The sequence below is a fragment of the Streptomyces sp. NPDC060028 genome, from assembly GCF_042736725.1.
Taxonomy (GTDB): Bacteria; Actinomycetota; Actinomycetes; order Streptomycetales; family Streptomycetaceae; genus Streptomyces.
The window spans coordinates 33,949-52,570 of record NZ_JBHWVJ010000012.1; the positions used below are offsets into that span (position 1 = coordinate 33,949).

The window sequence follows — 18,622 nt, forward strand, 5'->3', positions numbered from 1 at the left end:
CTCCTCACGCCAGGTGGATCAGCCCGGAATGCCCGGTCTGCCCTCTTGATGCTAGGGGGTGCCCCTTGGATTGTGGCCGGATCCACATCGGATCAGGACGTTCCGGCCAACGGAGCCGTCAGGTCGTAGAAGGTGGCTCCGCCGATCGTGGTCGCCTTGTAGGTCGCCTTGACCCAGGTCTCGATCGCGCTGCCGGCGGCCCCGCCGGGGCCGCCGACGCGGATCATCCCCGTAGCCTCGCCGCCCTGGGCGCCGCCCTGTCCGCCCTGTCCGCCGCCTTGGCCCGCGCCCTCCGAGCCGCTCTGGCCGAGGAACCAGTGGATCTTCCCCGCCTTCACGTACGCCTGGAACTGCGCCAGGGTCGGGGAGGGGTCGCTGCCGTTGAAGCCGCCGATCGGCATCACGGGCGCGCCCGACGCGAGCTGGTAACTCGCCGCGTTCTGCGAGCCGATGGCGGCCGCCGCCCAGGTGTACTTGTCCGCGTCGGCGCGCAGTGCGGCCGTGGCCTCGGCGCTCGCCTTCGTGCCGCCCAGCAGGCCGCCGGGGCCGCCGCCCCCCGGACCGCCGGCCCGCTCGAAGCCGCCCGCACCCTGGCCGCCTTGGCCGCCTTGGGCGTTCGGCCCGCCGGTGCCGCCCCGGGGCGCGCCCTGCGGCGGGGTCATACCGCCGCCGGGTCCGGTCTGCCGGGCGCCGCCGGTACCGCCGGTGCCACCCGGGACTCCCTGGGGCTGTTCGCCGCGGAGGAAGAAGCGCATCCCCGCCCCGCCCGGGCCGCCGCGGCCACCCGCCACCGCCGGTCCGGCGGTCACGATGGATCCGGCGTGCCCGGTGCTCACGGTGGTCAGGCAGTACGCGAACGGGCCCGCCAGCGCGGCCGCCAGCCCGAGCCCGGCCACGATGGGCACGATCCGGCGCCCGGCCCGGACCGCGAACGGCAGCACGGCCGCGGCGAGCACTCCGGCCACCAGGACCGCCCAGCGCAGCCACGGGAGGTAGCCCGTGGCGCGGCCGAGCAGGACGTAGGACCAGACGGCCGTCAGGACGAGGGTGCCGGACAGCGTGAGCGCGGCCGCCCGGCCACCGCGCTCCTCCCACAGGACGGCGATGCCCATGCCGATGAGCGCGGCCACGAAGGGCGCCAGGGCCACGGTGTAGTACTCGTGGAAGATGCCCTGCATGTAGCTGAAGACGAGCCCGGTGATCAGCAGCGAGCCGCCCCAGGCCAGGAAGGCCGCGCGGGCCATGCTGTCCAGCGAGTCGGTGGCCCGCCGGGCCCGCCAGGTGACGACCAGCCCGGCGACGAGCAGGACGAGGGCCGCCGGCATCAGCCAGGAGATCTGGCCGCCGATATTGGCCGAGAACAGCCGATCGATGCCGGTCTCTCCCCAACCACCGCCACCGCCACCGCCACCGGCGCCCCCGCGGCCTCCGCCGCCGACGCTGCCGGTCTCGTTGCCGTTGATCCGGCCGAGCCCGTTGTAGCCGAGGGTCAGCTCCAGGAAGGAGTTGGTCTGCGAACCGCCGATGTACGGGCGCGAGTCCGCGGGCCAGAGTTCCACGACGGCCACCCACCAGCCGCCGGCGACCACCATGGCGAGCCCGGAGAGCAGCAGCTGCCCGAGCCGCCTGCGCAGTCGGGTCGGCGCGCAGACGGCGTACAGGAGGGCGAGCGGCGGCAGGATGACGAAGGCCTGAAGGGTCTTGGTCAGGAAGGCGAAGCCGACCGCGACGCCGGCCCAGACGAGCCACCGGGTGTGCGCGCCGTCAAGGGCGCGCAGCACGCAGTACACGGTGACGGTCATCAGCAGGGTCAGCAGCGCGTCGGGGTTGTTGAACCGGAACATCAGTGCGGCCACGGGCGTGAGCGCGAAGGCGGCGCCACTGATCAGCCCGGCCGCCGGTCCGAACTGGCGGCGGACGGCCGCGTAGAGCACCGCGGTGGCGGCGACGCCCATCAGGGCCTGCGGGACGAGGATCTGCCAGGCGCCGAGCCCGAACAGCCGGACCGACAGCATCATCGGCCACAGGGCGGCCGGGGGCTTGTCGACCGTGATGGAGTTCCCGGCGTCGGAGGAGCCGAAGAAGAAGGCCTTCCAGCTCTCGCTGCCGGCCTGGACGGCGGCGGAGTAGAAGGAGTTGGCGTAGCCGGAGGCGCCCAGGTCCCACAGCAGCAGGACGGCGGCGGCGAACAGGAGCCCGGCGAGCGCCGGGCGTTCCCAACGCGGACGCGCGGGGGCGGCCTGCGCCGCGACCGGCGGTGCGGGCGGGAAGAGCGGCAGTGCTGCCGTGGTCATCGGATGTCGTCCTTCACGTAGGTGCCGCGCCGCTCGGGGAAGACCCAGGCGCGGAAGAGCAGGAACCGCAGCACGGTGGCGGCGAGGTTGGCGGTGATCAGGACGGCCAGTTCGGTGCCGTGGGCGGGCCGGTCGGAGGCGGCCCCCAGCGCGGCGAGCGAACCGCTCGTCAGCACCAGGCCGATGGCGAACACCACGAGCCCTTGGGCCTGGTGGCGCACGGCCCGGTCCCGGCCCCGCACGCCGAAGGTGAGCCGGCGGTTGGCAGCCGTGTTGGCCACCGCGGAGAGCAGCAGGGCGGCAGCATTGGCGAGCTGTGGCCCGGCCGCCGAGCGGAAGACGCTGTACAGCAGGAGGTAGAGCAGGGTGGAGAGCACGCCGACGGCGCAGAAGCCGAGGAGCTGGCGGGCCAGCCCGCGCGGCACCCCGGGCAGGGCGGTACGGTCGCGCGGGTCGTCACCGAAGGGACGGGCGAGCCGGTCGAGCGGGAGCGCCCCGACGGCCAGCGCCCGGCCCACCCGCCAGACCCCCTTGAGGTCCTCGGTGGCGGTGCGCGCGATGTGGACGGTGGAGTCGGGGTCGTCCACCCAGTCGACGGGCACCTCGTGGATCCGCAGCCCGGCGCGCTCGGCGAGCACCAGCAGCTCGGTGTCGAAGAACCAGCCGGAGTCCTCCACGAGCGGCAGCAGCCGCTCGGCCACGTCGCGCCGGATGGCCTTGAACCCGCACTGCGCGTCGCTGAACCGGGCGGAGAGGGAGGAGCGCAGCAGCAGGTTGTAGGCGCGGGAGATGAACTCCCGCTTCGCTCCGCGCACCACACGGGAGGAGCGGGCGAGCCGGGTGCCGATGGCGAGGTCGGAGTGGCCGGAGATCAGCGGGGCGACCAGCGGCAGCAGGGCGTTGAGGTCGGTGGACAGGTCCACGTCCATGTACGCGAGAACCGGCGCGTCCGAGCGGGCCCACACGGTGCGCAGGGCGCGCCCGCGGCCCTTCTCCTCCAGCCGGGTGCTGCGTACCCCGACGACGGCGGCGGCGAGCCCGGCGGCGACCTCGGGGGTGCGGTCGGTGCTCGCGTTGTCGGCGATGGTGATGCGGAAGGGGTACGGAAAGGTGCGGGTGAGGTGGTCGTGCAGCCGACGCACGCACGGGCCGAGGTCCTTCTCCTCGTTGAAGACCGGGATCACCACGTCGAGGACGGGTTCGCCGGGCGCGGACGCGAGGTGCGCCCGCACCGGAAGGGCGCCGGAAGAGGTGTCGGTTGTCATGCTCCGACCCTCACCGGCGGGGCTGTCACCGCTGTGTGGTGAGCCTGTGGCCCGTCTGTGAGTCCGTGGATCCGCCCTGGGGTGCGAGGGGCAGCATGACCTCGAATCGGGTGCGCCCGGGCTCGCTGCGTACGTGGACCCGCCCGCCGTGCGCCGAGACCACGGCCTGCACGATGGCCAGACCGAGGCCGGTGGAGCCCGCCGACCGGGAGCGGGAGGCGTCGCCGCGGGCGAAGCGCTCGAAGACGTGAGGGAGCAGATCGGGCGGGATGCCCGGCCCGTCGTCCTCGATGCGGAGCCGGATGGCGGATGTTTCACGTGAAACACGCGCCGTGACGGTGGTGCCGGGCGGGGTGTGGGTGCGGGCGTTGGCGAGCAGGTTGACCAGCACCTGCTGGATCCGGGCCGGGTCGGCGCGCACGGGCGCGGGCTCGTCGGGCAGTTGCAGGCGCCAGTGGTGAGCGGGCCCGGCGGCGCGGGCATCGCTGACGGCGTCCACGACGAGCGGGGCGAGGTCGGTGTCGGCGGTGGACAGCGGCCGTCCGGCGTCGAGTCGGGCCAGCAGCAGCAGGTCTTCCACCAGGCCGGTCATCCGGGTGGCCTCGGACTCGATCCGCCCCAGTGCGTGCCGGGTGTCGGGGCCGGGCTCCTCCCGTCCCCGGCGGGTCAGTTCGGCGTAGCCGCGGATGGAGGCCAGGGGTGTGCGCAGCTCGTGGCTGGCGTCGGCGACGAACTGCCGGACCCGCATCTCGCTCTGCTGCCGGGCCGTGAGGGCGGAGGAGACGTGGCCCAGCATCCGGTTGATGGCGGCGCCGACCTGTCCGACCTCGGTACGGGGGTCGGCCTCGGCGTCCGGGACCCGTTCGTGGAGGGCGGGCTCGCCGCTGTGCAGGGGCAGTTCGGATACCCGGGTGGCGGTGGAGGCGACCCGGCGCAGCGGGCGCAGGGCGACCCCGACCAGGGCCTGTCCGGCGAGGGAGGCGGCGATCAGTCCGGCGAGGGTGACGCAGACCTCGACCGCGACCAGGCGGTGGACGATGGAGTCGACCCCGCTGAGCGGGAAGCCGATGACGAGGCTGCCGTCGGCGGCGGTGACCACCCGGTAGCCGCCGAGGTCGGGCAGGTCCACCTCGACCGGGTCCGACGGCCACGGCGCGACCTTGCCGGGGTCGGATGCGGCGGGGTCGGACGCGCCGGGGCCGGACGCGCCGCGGGCGGACTCCCGCGCGACCTTGGTGAGGGCTGCGCTCTGGGCTTCCGTGAGGGGCTGGCGGTGGTCGAGCGAGGGGCCTTCGACGGAGGCGCTGCGAGCCGCCCCGACCACCTTGCCGTCGGGGCCGAGCCGCACCCCGACGGTGCCCAGCGGGGTCCCGGGGGCCACCACGAAGCCGATGCTGGCGTCGCGGGCGGCTTTCCCGGCCCCGGGGCCCCGGGTGGCCATCTCCACCGACGAACGCAGCTGATCGTCGAGCTGGTCGACGAGGTAGGACCGGAGCGCGAGGGTGGTGACGGCGCCGATCGCGGCGCCCACCACGGCGATCAAGGTGACCGCCGAGACGACGAGCCGGGTCCGCAGCGACCAGTTGCGGCGCAGCCGCAGCCTGGGACGGGCCTTGGGGGGACGGAATGACCGGCGCCGCCGCGGGAGCCGGGCGATCACTGTTCGGACGGCTTGATCAGGTAGCCGGCCCCCCGCCGGGTGTGGATCATCGGCGGGCGTCCGGGGCCGCTCTCCAGCTTGCGCCGCAGGTACGAGATGTACAGCTCGACCACATTGGCCTGGCCGCCGAAGTCGTACGACCACACCCGGTCCAGGATCTGCGCCTTGCTCAGCACCCGGCGCGGGTTGCGCATCAGGTAGCGCAGCAGCTCGAACTCGGTGGCGGTCAGGTGGATCTCCTGACCGCCCCGGGTCACCTCGTGGCTGTCCTCGTCGAGCCGCAGGTCGCCGACCTCCAGCACGGAGCCGCCGCGCGCGGCCTGCGCCGCGCCCGATCGCCGGACCAGGCCGCGCAGCCGTGCCACGACCTCCTCCAGGCTGAACGGCTTGGTGACGTAGTCGTCGCCGCCCGCGGTCAGGCCTGCGATCCGGTCCTCGACCGAGTCCTTGGCGGTCAGGAACAGCACCGGGACCTGCGGGATCTCCCGGCGCAGCTGCCCGAGGACGGCCAGTCCGTCCATGTCCGGGAGCATGATGTCGAGGACCACGACGTCCGGCCGGAACTCCCGGGCCGCCCGTACCGCGCCCGCACCGTCACCGGCGGTGCGGACCTCGCAGCCCTCGTAGCGCAGGGCCATGGAGAGCAGTTCGGAGAGCGCGGCCTCGTCGTCCACGACGAGCACCCGGCACGGGCCGCCGTCGGGCCGTACGAGTGCCGTGGGGTTGCTGGTGGACGTGGACGCATGGGAGGTGGTCGTCGCAGTCATGCGACCACGCTGACCGAGGCCTCTGAGAGCGTTCTTGTCGCTTCCTGTGAATTTCCTGAGAAACCCGGACTCCGGTCAGGCGGGCCCCTGATCAGGACAGGCGGAAGAGGCGGGCCGCGTTGTCGTGGCAGACCGCGCGCAGCCAGTCGTCGCCGAGCCCGAGCCGTTCGAGGGCGACGAGCTGGTGCTCGTACGGGTAGGGGATGTTCGGGAAGTCGGTGCCGAGCAGGATCCGGTCGCCGAGGTCCGCGAGCCGGCCGCGGTCGCCCGGCGGAAATCCGCCGAGCCGCTCCGAGAAGTCGGTGAAGGCCATGGTGGTGTCCAGGCGGACCTCTGGGTACCGGTCGGCGAGGTCGAGGAAGTCGGCGTACTCGGGCATGCCCATGTGCGCGACGATCAGCGCCAGCCCCGGATGGCGGGCCAGCAGCCGGGCGATCGGCTCGGGTCCGGTGTGCTTGCCCGGGACGGGCCCCGAGCCGCAGTGGATCACGATCGGGATCCCCGCCTCGGCGAGCAGCCCCCATACCGGGTCGAGGCGGTCGTCGTTCGGGTCGTATCCGCCGACCTGGACGTGCGCCTTGAAGACGCGGGCCCCCGCCTCGACGGCCTGCCGGACGTACGCCGTCACGCCCTCCTCCGGGAAGAACGTCGCGGTGTGCAGGCAGTCGGGGGTCCGGGCGACGAAGTCCGTGGCCCAGGAGTTGAGCCAGGCGGCCATCACCGGCTTGTGCGGGTAGAGCATGGCGGTGAAGGCCCGGACCCCGAACTCCCGCAGCAGCGCGACCCGCTGCTCTTCCTCGTGCCGGTAGGTGATGGGCCACTCGACGCCGGTCAGCGGGCCGAAACCGTCGAAGTAGTCCCACACCTTGTCCAGGACCCGCTCGGGCATGAAGTGGGTGTGTACGTCGACCAGTCCGGGCAGCCCCAGCCGCTCCCGGAAGGCCCGGACCGCGTCAGCCGTCGTCGCGGACAAAGCCGTGGCTCCGCTCGACGGTCGCGACGTGCAGGGTGTAGCTCTCGTACCAGTGCGCCCGGCCGTGCTTCATGGCCGCCTGGTGCTCCAGGTCCTCGCGCCATGCGGTGAGGGAATCCTGGTCCCGGAAGTAGGCGACGGTGATGCCGAGCCCACCGGGGGTGCGCGCGGACTCGTATCCGAGGAAGCCGGGGTTCTCGCGGACGATCTCGTTCATCCGCAGGTTGGTCTCGGGGTAGCCGCTCTCGTCGGGAGTGCGGACATTGCTGAAAACGGCCATCAGGTACGGCGGTTCGAACGCCGGTACGGGCTGAATGCTCATGTCCACCACCCTCCGCGGCGCGGCCACGGCATGTCCACCGCAAAGCGGCCCGCGCGGCCAAAGGGATCCAAGTTTTGACCTTGGAAGACCGTCGGGAAGCAGGGGTCAGAACAGCCCGTCCTGGCCGGCCTCGGGCAGCGTCGGCGCGATGTCCGCACACGGCACGTCCGTGGCCGCGCCCCCGGCGGCGGCCAGCTCCCAGCCGCCCAGCAGCCGGGTGTCCAGCACGAGCCCGTCGGCGAAATGCAGATCCGGCCCGGCGGCGCCCGCCAGCAGCCCCGCCACCGTCCCGCCCGCAGCGAGTTCGGTGACCACCCGGGCGGGTGCGGGAATCCCGGCCAGCCCGAACGGCCCGGCATGGTCGACCGTTTCGCAGGCCAGCCGCTCCAGCGACTCCGGCCACCCGGGCAGCGCGGCCGCCCGCGCATGTAGTTCGGCGACCTCCCCGGCCCGCTCCGCCGCCGCCGGCAGGTGCCCCCGTACGGCCCGCTTGCGGGCGTAGGCGATCCGGTCCGGCACCCCGAGCGCGGCCCGCAGCAGCTCCTCCGTACGCCGGGTCGACATCAGCGGCCCGCGCCCCAGCCAGGTCCAGCTCACCGCACCCTGCTCCAGCAGCCGGGCGGATCCGCGCTCCTCTGCGGTGATGCCGACCTTGACCATGCCGGGTCCGAACCAGGCCAGGTACACCCGGTAGGTGCGCGGATCGGCGGCGTTGGTGTCGGCCGCCACCGAGAACGACCGGTCCAGGCGGGCGCATTCGGGGCACTGGGCATTGCCGGCGCGCGCCGGGACGGTGGCGCCCGTCGGGCACACGGTCCGCTTACCGGCCCGCCGCACGCCCAGACACCGCCGCTCCCCGCGCGCGGCGAAGGCCAGGCGCTGCCCGTACCCGAGCAGACTCTCGCGCTCGCCGCGGCCCTGCCCGTACCAGCCGATGGCGGGGCGGCCGTCGGTCCACCGGATCCCGGTGCACCACCAGGTCACAGCGGCAGCGGCCGCTCGAAGAAGGTCTCCAGGACGACCGTGGCATGGGTGCCGCTGACTCCGTCGATCGCGTACAGACGGCGCAGGACGTCCTGGAGCTGCTCGGTGCCGGCCGTGCGGACCTTGACCAGGAGGGAGGCGTTCCCGGCGATGACGTGCGCCTCCTGGATCTCGGAGATCGCCTCGAAGGCGGCCCGGGAGTCACCCATCCAGGCGTTGGAGTCCACCATCACGTAGGCCAGCACCCCGCTGCCGACGGCGGCCGGGTCCACCTCGACCGTGGTGCGCCGGATGACCCCGCGCTCGCGCAGTTTGCGCACCCGCTCGTGGGTGGCCCCGGCGGAGAGCCCCACGGCCGTGCCGAGGGCGGCGTACGACTGGCCCGCGTCCTGCTGAAGACGCAGGACGAGTGCCCGGTCGATGTCGTCCACGCGATCTTCCTCCTACACACCTGCCATGTTTGCGAAGACGGTACCTGATCCTGCAATCCCACCATCGCACCGAACATGATTCGGAAATCACCCCTGTAGCCCGGGTAGGCGCGATGACGGACCTGGACGGAACCTGGACGGACCTGGCTACCGAGCGACGAACTGCGTCAGGATCGCCTGCACCTCGTAGATGTTGACCCCCTTGGTGAATGTCTTCTCTATCGGCGCGGCGGTGCCGGACACCCATATCTTCAGCTCGGCGTCGAGGTCGAAGTGGCCGGCGGTCTCCACGGAGAAGTGCGTGATGCTGCGGTACGGGATCGAGTGGTACTCGACCTTCTTGCCGGTGAGCCCCTGCTTGTCGACGAGCACCAGCCGCCGGTCGGTGAACAGGATCGTGTCGCGGATCAGCAGATACGCGGCGTGCACCTGCTCCCCGTGCCCCAGCAGCCGCGCGTACTCGCGCTGCGCCGACACCGGATCCACCGTGTGCGCATTTCCGAACAGTCCCATGAGAGCCCCCGTCGTACAGGTCCGAAACGATCTACCCGTAACCGTAGGCGGGCCCCCACCGCTCTGGCGTCCCCCGCCAGAGCGATCCGACCCCGTAGCCCCCCGGAGCCAGGACTCACTCCTGAGGAGGACAACGCAAGAGGCCCCCCGGCGAACCGGGGGGCCTCTTGGGCTGTGCACTCGGCAGGATTCGAACCTGCAACCTTCTGATCCGTAGTCAGATGCTCTATCCGTTAAGCTACGAGTGCTTGGCTGGCCGGGGTTTTTCGCCCCGTTGGCCTTGCGAGAACAACAATACATGGACCTCGCCGGGACGCGAAATCCATTAGCCGGACCCACTCTGACCTGGGAAAACAGCCCGGAAGAAGATCATCCAGTTGGGCCCGCCCCCGAGGCGCGCGCCCGAGGTTGAGCCGCCGATTGCGCCGACCCGGAAAGCACCGAAGCCCCGGTCCGCAAGGACCGGGGCTTCGTGAAGTGCGGAGGCGGAGGGATTTGAACCCTCGATGGGGGGTAAGCCCCAAACCGCATTAGCAGTGCGGCGCCATAGACCGGACTAGGCGACGCCTCCAGCACACCCTCGCGTACGAAGGTGCGTGCAGATGATGACACAGGCCTGGGGCCGGTCACCAATCCGCTCCCACGGTACAAGGACGGCGGCCCACAGAGCAAAGGCTTAACCCCACTCGGTACGCAACGTCGGTGCGGCCCCGTCGTTGGTGAGGCGTACGACGTACGGACGACCTGGAGTGCCCCATGCTGCGTCTCGCCGCTTTCGCCGTCACCTCCGCCCTGGCCGCCGCGGCGGCGGGGCCGCTGCCGCTCCCCCCACTGGGGCAGCTGCTGGCGCCCCCGGACCGGCTCACCATTTCCGTTTCCGACACCGGCAACCCCCTGGCCGACGGCGAGCACCAACTGCGGTGCGACCCGGTCGGCGGGAACCACCCCCAGCGCGAGGAGGCGTGCGCCCGCCTCGACGAGTTCGCGAAGGAGGGCAAGGACCCCTTCGCCCCCGCCCCCACACCGCAGATGTGCTCCATGCAGGACGGCGGCCCCGCCACCGCCCGTGTCACCGGAACGTGGCAAGGCCACAAGGTGGACGCCACGTTCCGCCGCCACAACGGATGTGAGATCAAGCGCTGGAACGACCTGGAACCTGTGCTTCCGCGTGGGCGTTCCTGACCTGGGAGGATGCGTGGGATGTGCGTTTTACACCGGACATCCGCCACCCCGCCGCGGGGCGGTGCCCTTAGACTCCTCCCGTGACATGCCGGTAGTTGTGGTCAGGGAGGAAGCTCGTCGTGAGCAGCAGGCCATCCCGAGGCGCTGCTCGCCTCGCAGCAATACTCGACGCTCTTCCGGACGCGCTGTTGCTCGTCAATGCCAACGGCACTGTCGTCAACGCGAATTCGATCGCCCTCGAGGTCATGGAGAGCCCCGGCACGGGGCTCGTCGGCCGCGGCGTGCTCGACCTGCTGCCCGAGTTCGACTCCAAGCTGATCCCCGGTTCCATGCGCCGCCCCGGCGAGGACGAGGGCGGCCGGGCCCGGCCCAAGCGGATGGTCGCCCGCCGGACCGACGGCAGCGAGTTCCCCGTGGAGGTCACGGCCGCCCATCTCGACGGCCGTGACGCCTACCGCGAGCCGCAGCCGGGCTACACCGGTGACGAGCTGCTGATGCTCGTCGTACGGGACCTCTCGCAGACCCTGGACACCGAGGCCGAGCTGGCCCGCTCCCAGCGCCAGACCGAGATGATCCTGCGGGCCGCCGCCGAGGGTGTCGTCGGCACGGACACCGACGGCCGGGTGGTGCTGGTCAATCCGGCCGCCGCCCAGATCCTCGGCTACCGCGCGACCGACCTCGGCAACCGCGAGCTGCACGGGCTGATCCAGCACTCGAAGGCCGACGGTTCGCCGTTCCCCTACGAGGAGTCCCCGCTCGCCGACACCCTGCGCAGCGGCCGCAAGCACCGGGTCCGCGGGCAGGTGCTGTGGAACAAGGCCGGCCAGCCCGTCGCCGTGGACCTGACCACCTCGCCCGTACGGGAGGGGGAGCAGCTCGTCGGCGCCGTCATGACCTTCACCGACCGGCGGCGGTACGACGCCCTGGCCGCGCGGCACGCGCAGTTGCTGGCCGTCCTCGGCGAGTCCCTGCGCGGACCGCTGGAGGAGCTGCGCGGGGAGCTGGCCACGCTGGCCGCCGACGACGCGGGACAGCTGTGGCCGGAGGCCAACCAGCTGCTGCACCATCTGGCCGCCGGCTACTCCCGGATGACCACGCTGGTGGACAACGTGCTCAGTTTCCAGCGCCTGGATGCGGGCGGCGAGAAGCTGACCAAGAAGAAGGTCCTGATCGACGGGGTCGTCGCGGCCGGTGTCGACGGCGCGGTGGACCTGATCGGGCCCGGCCGTGCGCAGTTCGCCGTGCACGCGCCGACCATCGAGGCGGAGATCGACGCGGAGCGGATCGCCACCGCCCTCGCGCACCTGGTCGCCGATGTGGCCGGAGTGGACGCCACCGGCAAGACCGCCCAGGGCAGCGGCTACGGCGACTCGACGATCGTGGTGGCCGCCGCGCAGCGCGGTGAGGTCGTACGGATCGAGGTGCGCGGGCCGTACGAAGGCGGGAACCCCGTCCACGAGCCGATCGTGCGGGGCATCGTGGCGGCGCACGGCGGGGTGCTGCAGACGGTGGAGGTACCGGGCGCGCCCGGCGGGGCGTACGTGCTGGAGCTGCCGCTCGGTGCCGGGGCCGGGACGGTGACCCTGCCCGAGCCCGAGCCCGCGAAGGAGCCCGTGGCCGAGGCGGGCGCCAAGATCTCCGGCGGCCGGCGGGCCCGGCGCGGGGTCGACGCGTTCCTGGACGACGAGGCCGAGGAGGCCAAGGCCGCGGGCCGGCAGGCCGACGGCGGGGGCGCGCTGGCGCTCCCCTCCGGACGGCGCCGGGCCGGCGAGGCCGGGCAGGGCCAGGTGGCGGCGGGCCAGGGCGGTTCCGAGCCGACCGGGCCCGCGGAGCTCGCGCAGTCCCCGGTGAACCCGGCGGGCCTGGGTACCGGCCGCCGGCGCGGACGCGACGGTGACGGCAGCGGGCGCGGCCCCGGCGAGGGCGGCCCGAGCGGCGAAGGCGACCCGAACGGCGAAGGCGACCCGAACGGCCAGGGCGGTCCCGGCGACCCGAACGGCCAGGGCGGTCCCGGTGGCCAGGGCGGGCAGGGTGGTCCCGGCGGCCAGGGCGGGCAGGGTGGTCCCGGCGGCCAAGGCGGTCCCGGGCAGCCCGTGCCGCCGCAGGGCACCGCCATGCCCGCGCTGCCTCCCGTACCCCCGGTGCCCTCCGTGCCGGTGACCGAGCATCCCGCCGCACGGCGGCGGGCCCTGGGTGCCCCGGGGCCCGCGCAGCCCGGCGGTCCGGTGCCGGCGGCCGGGCTCGGCCCGACGCCCGTCCCCGCGACGCCCCCGATGCCCGTGCAGCGGCCGATCGCCCCCGAGGGCGGCTTCGCGCTGCCCGCGGGGCCGACGCCGGCTCCCGCGGGCCCGCGGCAGACGCCCGCCGAGGCCGACGCCGAAGCCGATGCCGATGCCCCGGGCGGGCGGCGTGCGCGGCGGGTACTGGGCTCGCCCGCGGCCGAGCCCGACGCCCCCGCCGCGCAGTCGGCCGAGGGCGCGGAGGATTCCGTACACCCGACCGGGCGGCGGCGGGCGCTGCCCCCGACCCCGGCCTGGCCGGTTCCGGCGGCCCCTGCCGCCCCCGAGGAGGACGCCGCCCCCGGGCCGGTCGCGGTCCCCGGGGCCCGGCAGCCGCAGGACACCCCGGCGGAGGCCGCCCAGCCGATCAGCGTGCGCGCCCTCGGCACCCTGGGCCAGGGCATCTCGGTCGACGCCAGCGGCTCCGGCCGTCGGCGCCGGCTCTCGGAACCCCCGCCCCAGGGCCGCGCCTTCGCCATAGGAGCCCCCGAGGCGGGCTCCGACGAGGGCCCCGAGCCGCTGGACGGCCCCGGTGGCGCCGTGGAGGTCGTCAACCGACCCGCGCCGCGTCCGGTGGACGACGAGCTGCCTCCGGAGCCGCTGGACAACCCGCGCCGGCTCCTGGTGTGGCCCGCGCCCGACGTGCAGACCCAGCAGGCGCTCAGCGACCGCGGCTACCGTCCGGTGATCGTGCACTCCCGCGAGGAGGTGGACGCGCAGATCGCCGCGTTCCCCGCCGCGCTGTTCGTGGACCCGCTGACCGGGCCGATCACCCGGACCGCGCTGCAGTCCCTGCGTCAGGCCGCGGTGGCCGCGGAGGTCCCCGTTCTGGTCACGGCCGGGCTGGGGCACGCGACGCGGGAAGCCGCGTACGGGGCCGATCCGGCAGTCCTGCTCAAGGCGCTCGCGCCGCGCGACAGCGAGCAACACCCCTCGCGGGTGCTGCTGATCGAGGAGCAGGACGAGATCGCCACCGCGCTGACGGCCGCCCTGGAGCGGCGCGGCCTCCAAGTCGCCCGGGCGGGCGCCGACACCGATGCCGTGGAGCTCGCGACGCGGATGCGGCCCAACCTGGTGGTGATGGACCTGATGCAGGTGCGCCGCCGCCGGGCGGGGATCGTCGACTGGCTGCGTGCCAACGGGCAGCTGAACCGCACTCCGCTGGTCGTCTACACGGCCACCGGCATCGACCCCGCCGAACTGCCGCGACTGGCCTCGGGCGAGAGCGTGCTCTTCCTGGCCGAGCGGGCCACCACGGACGAGGTGCAGGGCCGCATCGTGGACCTGCTGGCCAAGATCGGCACCAACTAGCAATCCTGGCCCGATGGCCATCATCGACACGACCGAGCAGACCGTTCCCGCCGACAACGGCGAGGTCAGCCTCCTGATCGCCCGGCAGGTGGAGCCGGGCTACGAGGACGCCTTCGAGACCTGGGCGCGCGGGATCCTGGAGACCGCCGCGACGTTCCCGGACCACCTCGGCTACGGGCTGTTCCGGCCCGCCTCGAAGGGCGCGCCGTGGTTCCTGGTGCACCGCTTCCGCAACCAGGCCGCGTTCCAGCAGTGGCAGGACTCCGCCGAGCGGGCCGCGTTCTTCGCCAACTGCCAGGGCCACCACCACAGCGAGATAGCCCGGCGCGAGCTGCACGGCATGGAGACCTGGTTCGCCAAGCCGGGTACGACCCGGCCCGCGCCGCCGCGGTGGAAGATGGCGATCAGCTCAGGACTGGCCATCTTCCCGATCTCGCTGGCCGGCAACGCGGTACTCGGGCCGTACCTGGTGGATCTGCATTTCGTGGTGCGGACGGCCGCCTTCGCCGTCGTCTTCAGCACCCTGATGACCTACGTGGCCATGCCCGCCGTCAGCAAGCTGCTGCGGCCATGGCTCACGAAGGGATGACCGGCGCCGAAGGGCTGAACGGCACCCGAGCCGCCGGTCAGCCCAGGTGGGTGACTTCCAGTGCGCCGTCCGCGTACTGCTTGCGGATCACCTTCTTGTCGAACTTGCCGACGCTCGTCTTCGGCACGGCCTCGACGATCGTCCAGCGCTCCGGCAGCTGCCACTTGGCGATGGACTGGGCGAGGAAGACGCGCAGCCCCGCGTAGTCCACGGTCGCGCCCGCCTTGAGGACGACGGTGGCCAGCGGGCGCTCGCCCCACTTCTCGTCGGGGACGGCGACGACCGCCGCCTCGGCGACCTCCGGGTGGGCCATGAGCGCGTTCTCCAGCTCCACGCTGGAGATCCACTCGCCGCCGGACTTGATGACGTCCTTGGCCCGGTCGGTGAGGGTGAGGTAGCCGTCGGGGCTTATGACGCCGACGTCGCCGGTCTTGAGCCAGCCGTCGGCGCTGAACTTGTCGTCGGGGCGCAGCGGCTCCCCGGCCGCGCCGCCGTAGTAGGCGCCCGCGATCCAGTTGCCGCGTACCTCCAGCTCGCCCGCCGCCTCGCCGTCCCAGGGCAGGGAGTCGCCGCCGGGGCCGACCAGGCGGGCCTCGACGCCCGCGGGGAAGCGGCCCTGGGTGATGCGGTACGGCCACTCCTCCTCCTCGCTCAGCCCGGCGGGCGGGTGCGCCATGGTGCCGAGCGGGGAGGTCTCGGTCATGCCCCAGGCGTGGCAGAGGCGGACGCCGAGCTTGTCGTAGGCCTCCATCAGGGAGGGCGGGCAGGCCGCGCCGCCGATGGTGACCTGCTTCATCGAGGTGAGGTCGCGCGGGTTGGCGGTGACCTCGGCCAGCAGCCCCTGCCAGATGGTGGGGACGGCCGCGGCGTGGGAGGGCCTCTCGCGCTCGATCATCTCGGCGAGCGGGGCGGGCTGCAGGAAGCGGTCCGGCATCAGCATGTTGATGCCGGTCATGAAGGTGGCGTGCGGCAGGCCCCAGGCGTTGACGTGGAACTGCGGGACGACCACGAGGGTGGTGTCGCGGTCGTTCAGCCCCATCGACTCGACCATGTTGACCTGCATGGAGTGCAGGTAGATCGAGCGGTGGGAGTAGATGACGCCCTTGGGGTCGCCGGTGGTGCCGGAGGTGTAGCACATGGCCGCGGCCTCGCGCTCGTCCAGCTCGGGCCAGTCGTAGGTGTCGGGGCGGCCGGTGAGGAGGTCCTCGTACTCGTGCACGCGCACGTCGAGACCGTCGAGTGCGGAGCGGTCGCCGATGCCCGCGACCACGACGTGCTCGATGGTCGGCAGGTGCGGCAGCAGCGGCGCGAGCAGCGGCAGCAGGGAGCCGTTGACCAGCACGACCCGGTCGACGGCGTGGTTGACGATGAAGACCAGCTGCTCGGCGGGCAGCCGCAGGTTGAGGGTGTGCAGAACGGCGCCCATGGAGGGGATCGCGAAGTACGCCTCGACGTGCTCGGCGTTGTTCCACATCAGGGTCGCGACGCGGTCGCCCCGCTGGACCCCGAGGTCGTCGCGCAGGGCGTTCGCGAGGCGGGTGGCGCGGGTACCGATCTCGGCGAAGCTGCGGCGGTGCGGCTCGGCCTCCCCGGTCCAGGTCGTGACCTGGGACTTCCCGTGGATCGTCATCCCGTGCCGGAGGATTCGGGTGACGAGAAGCGGTACGTCCTGCATGGTGCTCAGCAAAGCGTCCTCCCGGTGAGCGCTGCGGCGCTGCGGCGGCTACGGATGCTGCCGATTCTGCGCACGTACCGGTCGGCATGTCACTACCCGGGGGTACAAAACAGCTGTGCATGTTTCACGTGAAACATCGTCTGACGGGCGGAGGGCTCATCGGACGAGGGTGAGTTCCGGGTCCTCGCGGAGCTTGACCATCGCCCGGGACACGGCGCTCTTGACCGTACCGATCGAGACCCCGAGCAGTTCCGCGGTCTGGGCCTCGCTCAGGTCCTCGTAGTAGCGCAGGACGACCATCGCGCGCTGCCGGTCGGGCAGCCGGGTCACCGCGCGCCACATCGCGTCGCGCAGGGCCTGCGATTCCGCGGGGTCGGCGGACGGCGGCGCCTCGCTCTCCGGGAGCTCGTCGCAGGCGAACTCGTCGACCTTGCGCTTGCGCCACTGGGAGGTGCGGGTGTTGACCAGGGCCCGCCGGACGTAGCCGTCCAGGGCACGGTGGTCCTCGATGCGGTCCCAGGCGACGTAGGTCTTGGCGAGGGCCGTCTGGAGGAGGTCCTCGGCATCGCACGGGTTGGCGGTGAGGGAGCGCGCGGTGCGCATCAGGACCGTGCCGCGGGTCTGTACGTACGCCGAGAACGACGGGTACGGCGTCGGGTTCGAGGCGAGCGTGCACACAGGCGTGGTCATGCCTCCACGCTAGGAGCGGCCGCCCGTCCTGGGATCGGCCGCAAGTGCCGAAGCCATGTCCATCTCAGGTTGTAGGAGTAGGGCAAACCCCACCTCCTGAAGGTGGAGGAGGTGGGGCTTCGAGATCGTCCGGGTCAGGCGTCCACGCCCAGGATCAGGCCGGAGGTCGGCACCCCCGTACCGGCCGTGACAAGTGCGTGCTCTGCCCCCGCGACCTGATTGACGGAGCTGCCGCGCAGTTGGCGGACGGCCTCGGCGATGCCGTTCATGCCGTGCAGGTACGCCTCCCCGAGCTGGCCGCCGTGCGTGTTGAGCGCCAGCGCGTCCGCGGCCACGAAATCGGCGGCCTCACCCGGCTTGCAGAAGCCGAACTCCTCCAGCTGCATCAGGACGAAGGGGGTGAAGTGGTCGTAGAGGATGCCGACGTCGATGTCCGAGGGTCGCAGGCCGCTGGTCCGCCACAGCTGGCGGGCGACCACGTCCATCTCCGGCAGGCCGGTGAGGTCGTCGCGGTAGAAGGAGGTCATGCCCTCCTGGCGGCGGCCGGCGCCCTGGGCGGCCGCGGTGATCACGACGGGCGCCTGGCGCAGGTGCCGGGCCCGCTCGGTGGTGGTGACGACAATGGCCTGGCCGCCGTCGGTCTCCTGGCAGCAGTCCAGCAGCCGCAGCGGCTCCACGATCCAGCGCGAGGCGGCGTGGTCGGCGAGGGTGATCGGCTTGCCGTGGAAGTAGGCGGCGGGATTGTTCGCGGCGTGCCGCCGGTCGGTGACCGCGACGTGGCCGAAGGCCTCCGGGGTCAGGTTGTAGGTGTGCAGGTAGCGCTGGGCGGCCATCGCGACCCAGGAGGCCGGGGTGAGCAGCCCCCACGGCAGCGACCAGCCGAGCGCCGCGCCTTCCGCCGAGGGCTCGCGCTGCTGGACACCGGATCCGAACCGGCGGCCCGAGCGCTCGTTGAAGGCGCGGTAGCAGACCACGACCTCCGCGACCCCGGTGGCGACGGCGAGGGCGGCCTGCTGGACGGTGGCGCAGGCCGCGCCGCCTCCGTAGTGGATGCGCGAGAAGAAGGAGAGGTCCCCGATGCCGGCGGCCTGGGCCACGGTGATCTCGGGGCTGGTGTCCATGGTGAAGGTGACCAGGCCGTCCACGTCGTCCGGCGTGAGCCCGGCGTCGTCGAGAGCCGCGTGCACGGCCTCGACCGCGAGCGTGAGCTCGCTGCGGCCGGAATCCTTGGAGAATTCCGTCGCGCCGATGCCGGCGATGGCGGCGCGGCCGCCCAGGTCGTCCCGGATGCGGACGCTCATGCCCCGGCTCCCAGGGTGACGGTCACGGTGCCCGTGACGTGGTGGCCGAGGCCGTTGGCGCCGACGACGCGTATCTCGGCGGTGTCCCCTTCGCGGGCGGTGACGGTGCCGGTGAGGGTCATGGTGTCGCCCGGATGGTTGGGGGCGCCCAGGCGGATGGCCACCTTGCGCAGGACGGCGTACGGTCCCAGCCGGTCGGTGATGTACCGGCCGACCAGGCCGTTGGTGGTCAGGATGTTCATGAAGATGTCCGGGGAGCCCTTCTCCCGCGCGAGCTCCGCGTCGTGGTGCACGTCCTGGTAGTCGCGGGAGGCGATCGCGCCCGCGACGATCAGGGTGCGGGTGATCGGAATCTCCAGTGGCGGCAGCGTGTCGCCGACTCTCAT

The 18,622-nt window shown here is 72.8% G+C and carries 16 protein-coding genes and 2 tRNA genes; 3 read left to right on the forward strand and 15 right to left on the reverse strand.

All coding sequences use genetic code 11. The annotated features are described in order from the left end of the window. Window positions 1-92: 92 nt before the first annotated feature. From ACFWBF_RS09090 to ACFWBF_RS09140, 11 genes are all read right to left on the reverse strand, one after another. A complete protein-coding gene (locus ACFWBF_RS09090) occupies window positions 93-2,294 on the reverse strand; it encodes an ArnT family glycosyltransferase (RefSeq protein ID WP_385597505.1) in 2,202 nt (733 codons plus the stop codon). Next, window positions 2,291-3,559, reverse strand: coding sequence for a glycosyltransferase (locus ACFWBF_RS09095; RefSeq protein ID WP_385597509.1), 1,269 nt, complete (start codon window positions 3,557-3,559; stop codon window positions 2,291-2,293). The genes ACFWBF_RS09090 and ACFWBF_RS09095 overlap by 4 nt, the downstream gene beginning before the upstream one ends. Before the next feature lie 25 nt (window positions 3,560-3,584). Beyond that, window positions 3,585-5,153: a sensor histidine kinase gene (locus tag ACFWBF_RS09100; RefSeq protein WP_385597696.1), complete on the reverse strand. Its 1,569-nt coding sequence runs from the start codon at window positions 5,151-5,153 to the stop codon at window positions 3,585-3,587. 62 nt (window positions 5,154-5,215) lie between these two features. Beyond that, complete coding sequence (locus tag ACFWBF_RS09105) at window positions 5,216-5,986, reverse strand: response regulator transcription factor (protein WP_385223834.1); 771 nt, start codon at window positions 5,984-5,986, stop codon at window positions 5,216-5,218. Between the two features lie 91 nt (window positions 5,987-6,077). Next, on the reverse strand, window positions 6,078-6,959 hold the full coding sequence (locus ACFWBF_RS09110; RefSeq protein WP_385597513.1) for an amidohydrolase family protein: 882 nt from the start codon (window positions 6,957-6,959) through the stop codon (window positions 6,078-6,080). Further along, window positions 6,940-7,281: an antibiotic biosynthesis monooxygenase family protein gene (locus tag ACFWBF_RS09115; RefSeq protein ID WP_385597516.1), complete on the reverse strand. Its 342-nt coding sequence runs from the start codon at window positions 7,279-7,281 to the stop codon at window positions 6,940-6,942. Before ACFWBF_RS09115 ends, ACFWBF_RS09110 begins: the two co-directional genes overlap by 20 nt. A gap of 105 nt (window positions 7,282-7,386) precedes the next feature. Then, on the reverse strand, window positions 7,387-8,265 hold the full coding sequence (locus ACFWBF_RS09120; protein ID WP_385597519.1) for a DUF2797 domain-containing protein: 879 nt from the start codon (window positions 8,263-8,265) through the stop codon (window positions 7,387-7,389). Next, window positions 8,262-8,696, reverse strand: coding sequence for an Lrp/AsnC family transcriptional regulator (locus ACFWBF_RS09125; protein ID WP_385597522.1), 435 nt, complete (start codon window positions 8,694-8,696; stop codon window positions 8,262-8,264). Before ACFWBF_RS09125 ends, ACFWBF_RS09120 begins: the two co-directional genes overlap by 4 nt. A gap of 147 nt (window positions 8,697-8,843) precedes the next feature. Next, on the reverse strand, window positions 8,844-9,209 hold the full coding sequence (locus tag ACFWBF_RS09130; RefSeq protein ID WP_385223829.1) for a PH domain-containing protein: 366 nt from the start codon (window positions 9,207-9,209) through the stop codon (window positions 8,844-8,846). A 175-nt stretch (window positions 9,210-9,384) separates the two neighbouring features. Beyond that, a tRNA-Arg gene (locus ACFWBF_RS09135) sits at window positions 9,385-9,457 on the reverse strand. Between the two features lie 232 nt (window positions 9,458-9,689). Further along, window positions 9,690-9,780, reverse strand: a tRNA-Ser gene (locus ACFWBF_RS09140). Window positions 9,781-9,965: 185 nt separating this feature from the next. On the opposite strand from ACFWBF_RS09140, the gene ACFWBF_RS09145 reads away from it, so the two are divergent. The 3 genes from ACFWBF_RS09145 (at window position 9,966) to ACFWBF_RS09155 (ending at window position 14,570) form a co-directional block, all read left to right on the forward strand. Beyond that, window positions 9,966-10,391, forward strand: coding sequence for an SSI family serine proteinase inhibitor (locus ACFWBF_RS09145; protein ID WP_385597525.1), 426 nt, complete (start codon window positions 9,966-9,968; stop codon window positions 10,389-10,391). Between the two features lie 119 nt (window positions 10,392-10,510). Beyond that, window positions 10,511-13,981 (forward strand): PAS domain-containing protein, encoded by a 3,471-nt coding sequence (locus ACFWBF_RS09150; protein WP_385597528.1) that lies wholly within the window; start codon window positions 10,511-10,513, stop codon window positions 13,979-13,981. Between the two features lie 13 nt (window positions 13,982-13,994). Next, a complete protein-coding gene (locus ACFWBF_RS09155; RefSeq protein WP_385597530.1) occupies window positions 13,995-14,570 on the forward strand; it encodes an antibiotic biosynthesis monooxygenase in 576 nt (191 codons plus the stop codon). A 37-nt stretch (window positions 14,571-14,607) separates the two neighbouring features. Here ACFWBF_RS09155 and ACFWBF_RS09160 read toward each other — a convergent pair whose 3' ends face one another. From ACFWBF_RS09160 to ACFWBF_RS09175, 4 genes are all read right to left on the reverse strand, one after another. Beyond that, window positions 14,608-16,257 carry a long-chain fatty acid--CoA ligase gene (locus tag ACFWBF_RS09160; RefSeq protein ID WP_385597533.1) on the reverse strand — a complete coding sequence of 550 codons (1,650 nt, stop codon included), beginning with the start codon at window positions 16,255-16,257 and terminating at the stop codon, window positions 14,608-14,610. 144 nt (window positions 16,258-16,401) lie between these two features. Next, the gene (locus ACFWBF_RS09165; RefSeq protein ID WP_385597536.1) at window positions 16,402-16,935 is read right to left on the reverse strand and encodes a SigE family RNA polymerase sigma factor; all 534 of its coding nucleotides are present in this window, start codon (window positions 16,933-16,935) and stop codon (window positions 16,402-16,404) included. Between the two features lie 134 nt (window positions 16,936-17,069). Then, window positions 17,070-18,236, reverse strand: coding sequence for a lipid-transfer protein (locus tag ACFWBF_RS09170; protein WP_385597539.1), 1,167 nt, complete (start codon window positions 18,234-18,236; stop codon window positions 17,070-17,072). Further along, on the reverse strand, window positions 18,233-18,622 hold the full coding sequence (locus ACFWBF_RS09175; protein ID WP_385597542.1) for a MaoC family dehydratase: 390 nt from the start codon (window positions 18,620-18,622) through the stop codon (window positions 18,233-18,235). The genes ACFWBF_RS09170 and ACFWBF_RS09175 overlap by 4 nt, the downstream gene beginning before the upstream one ends.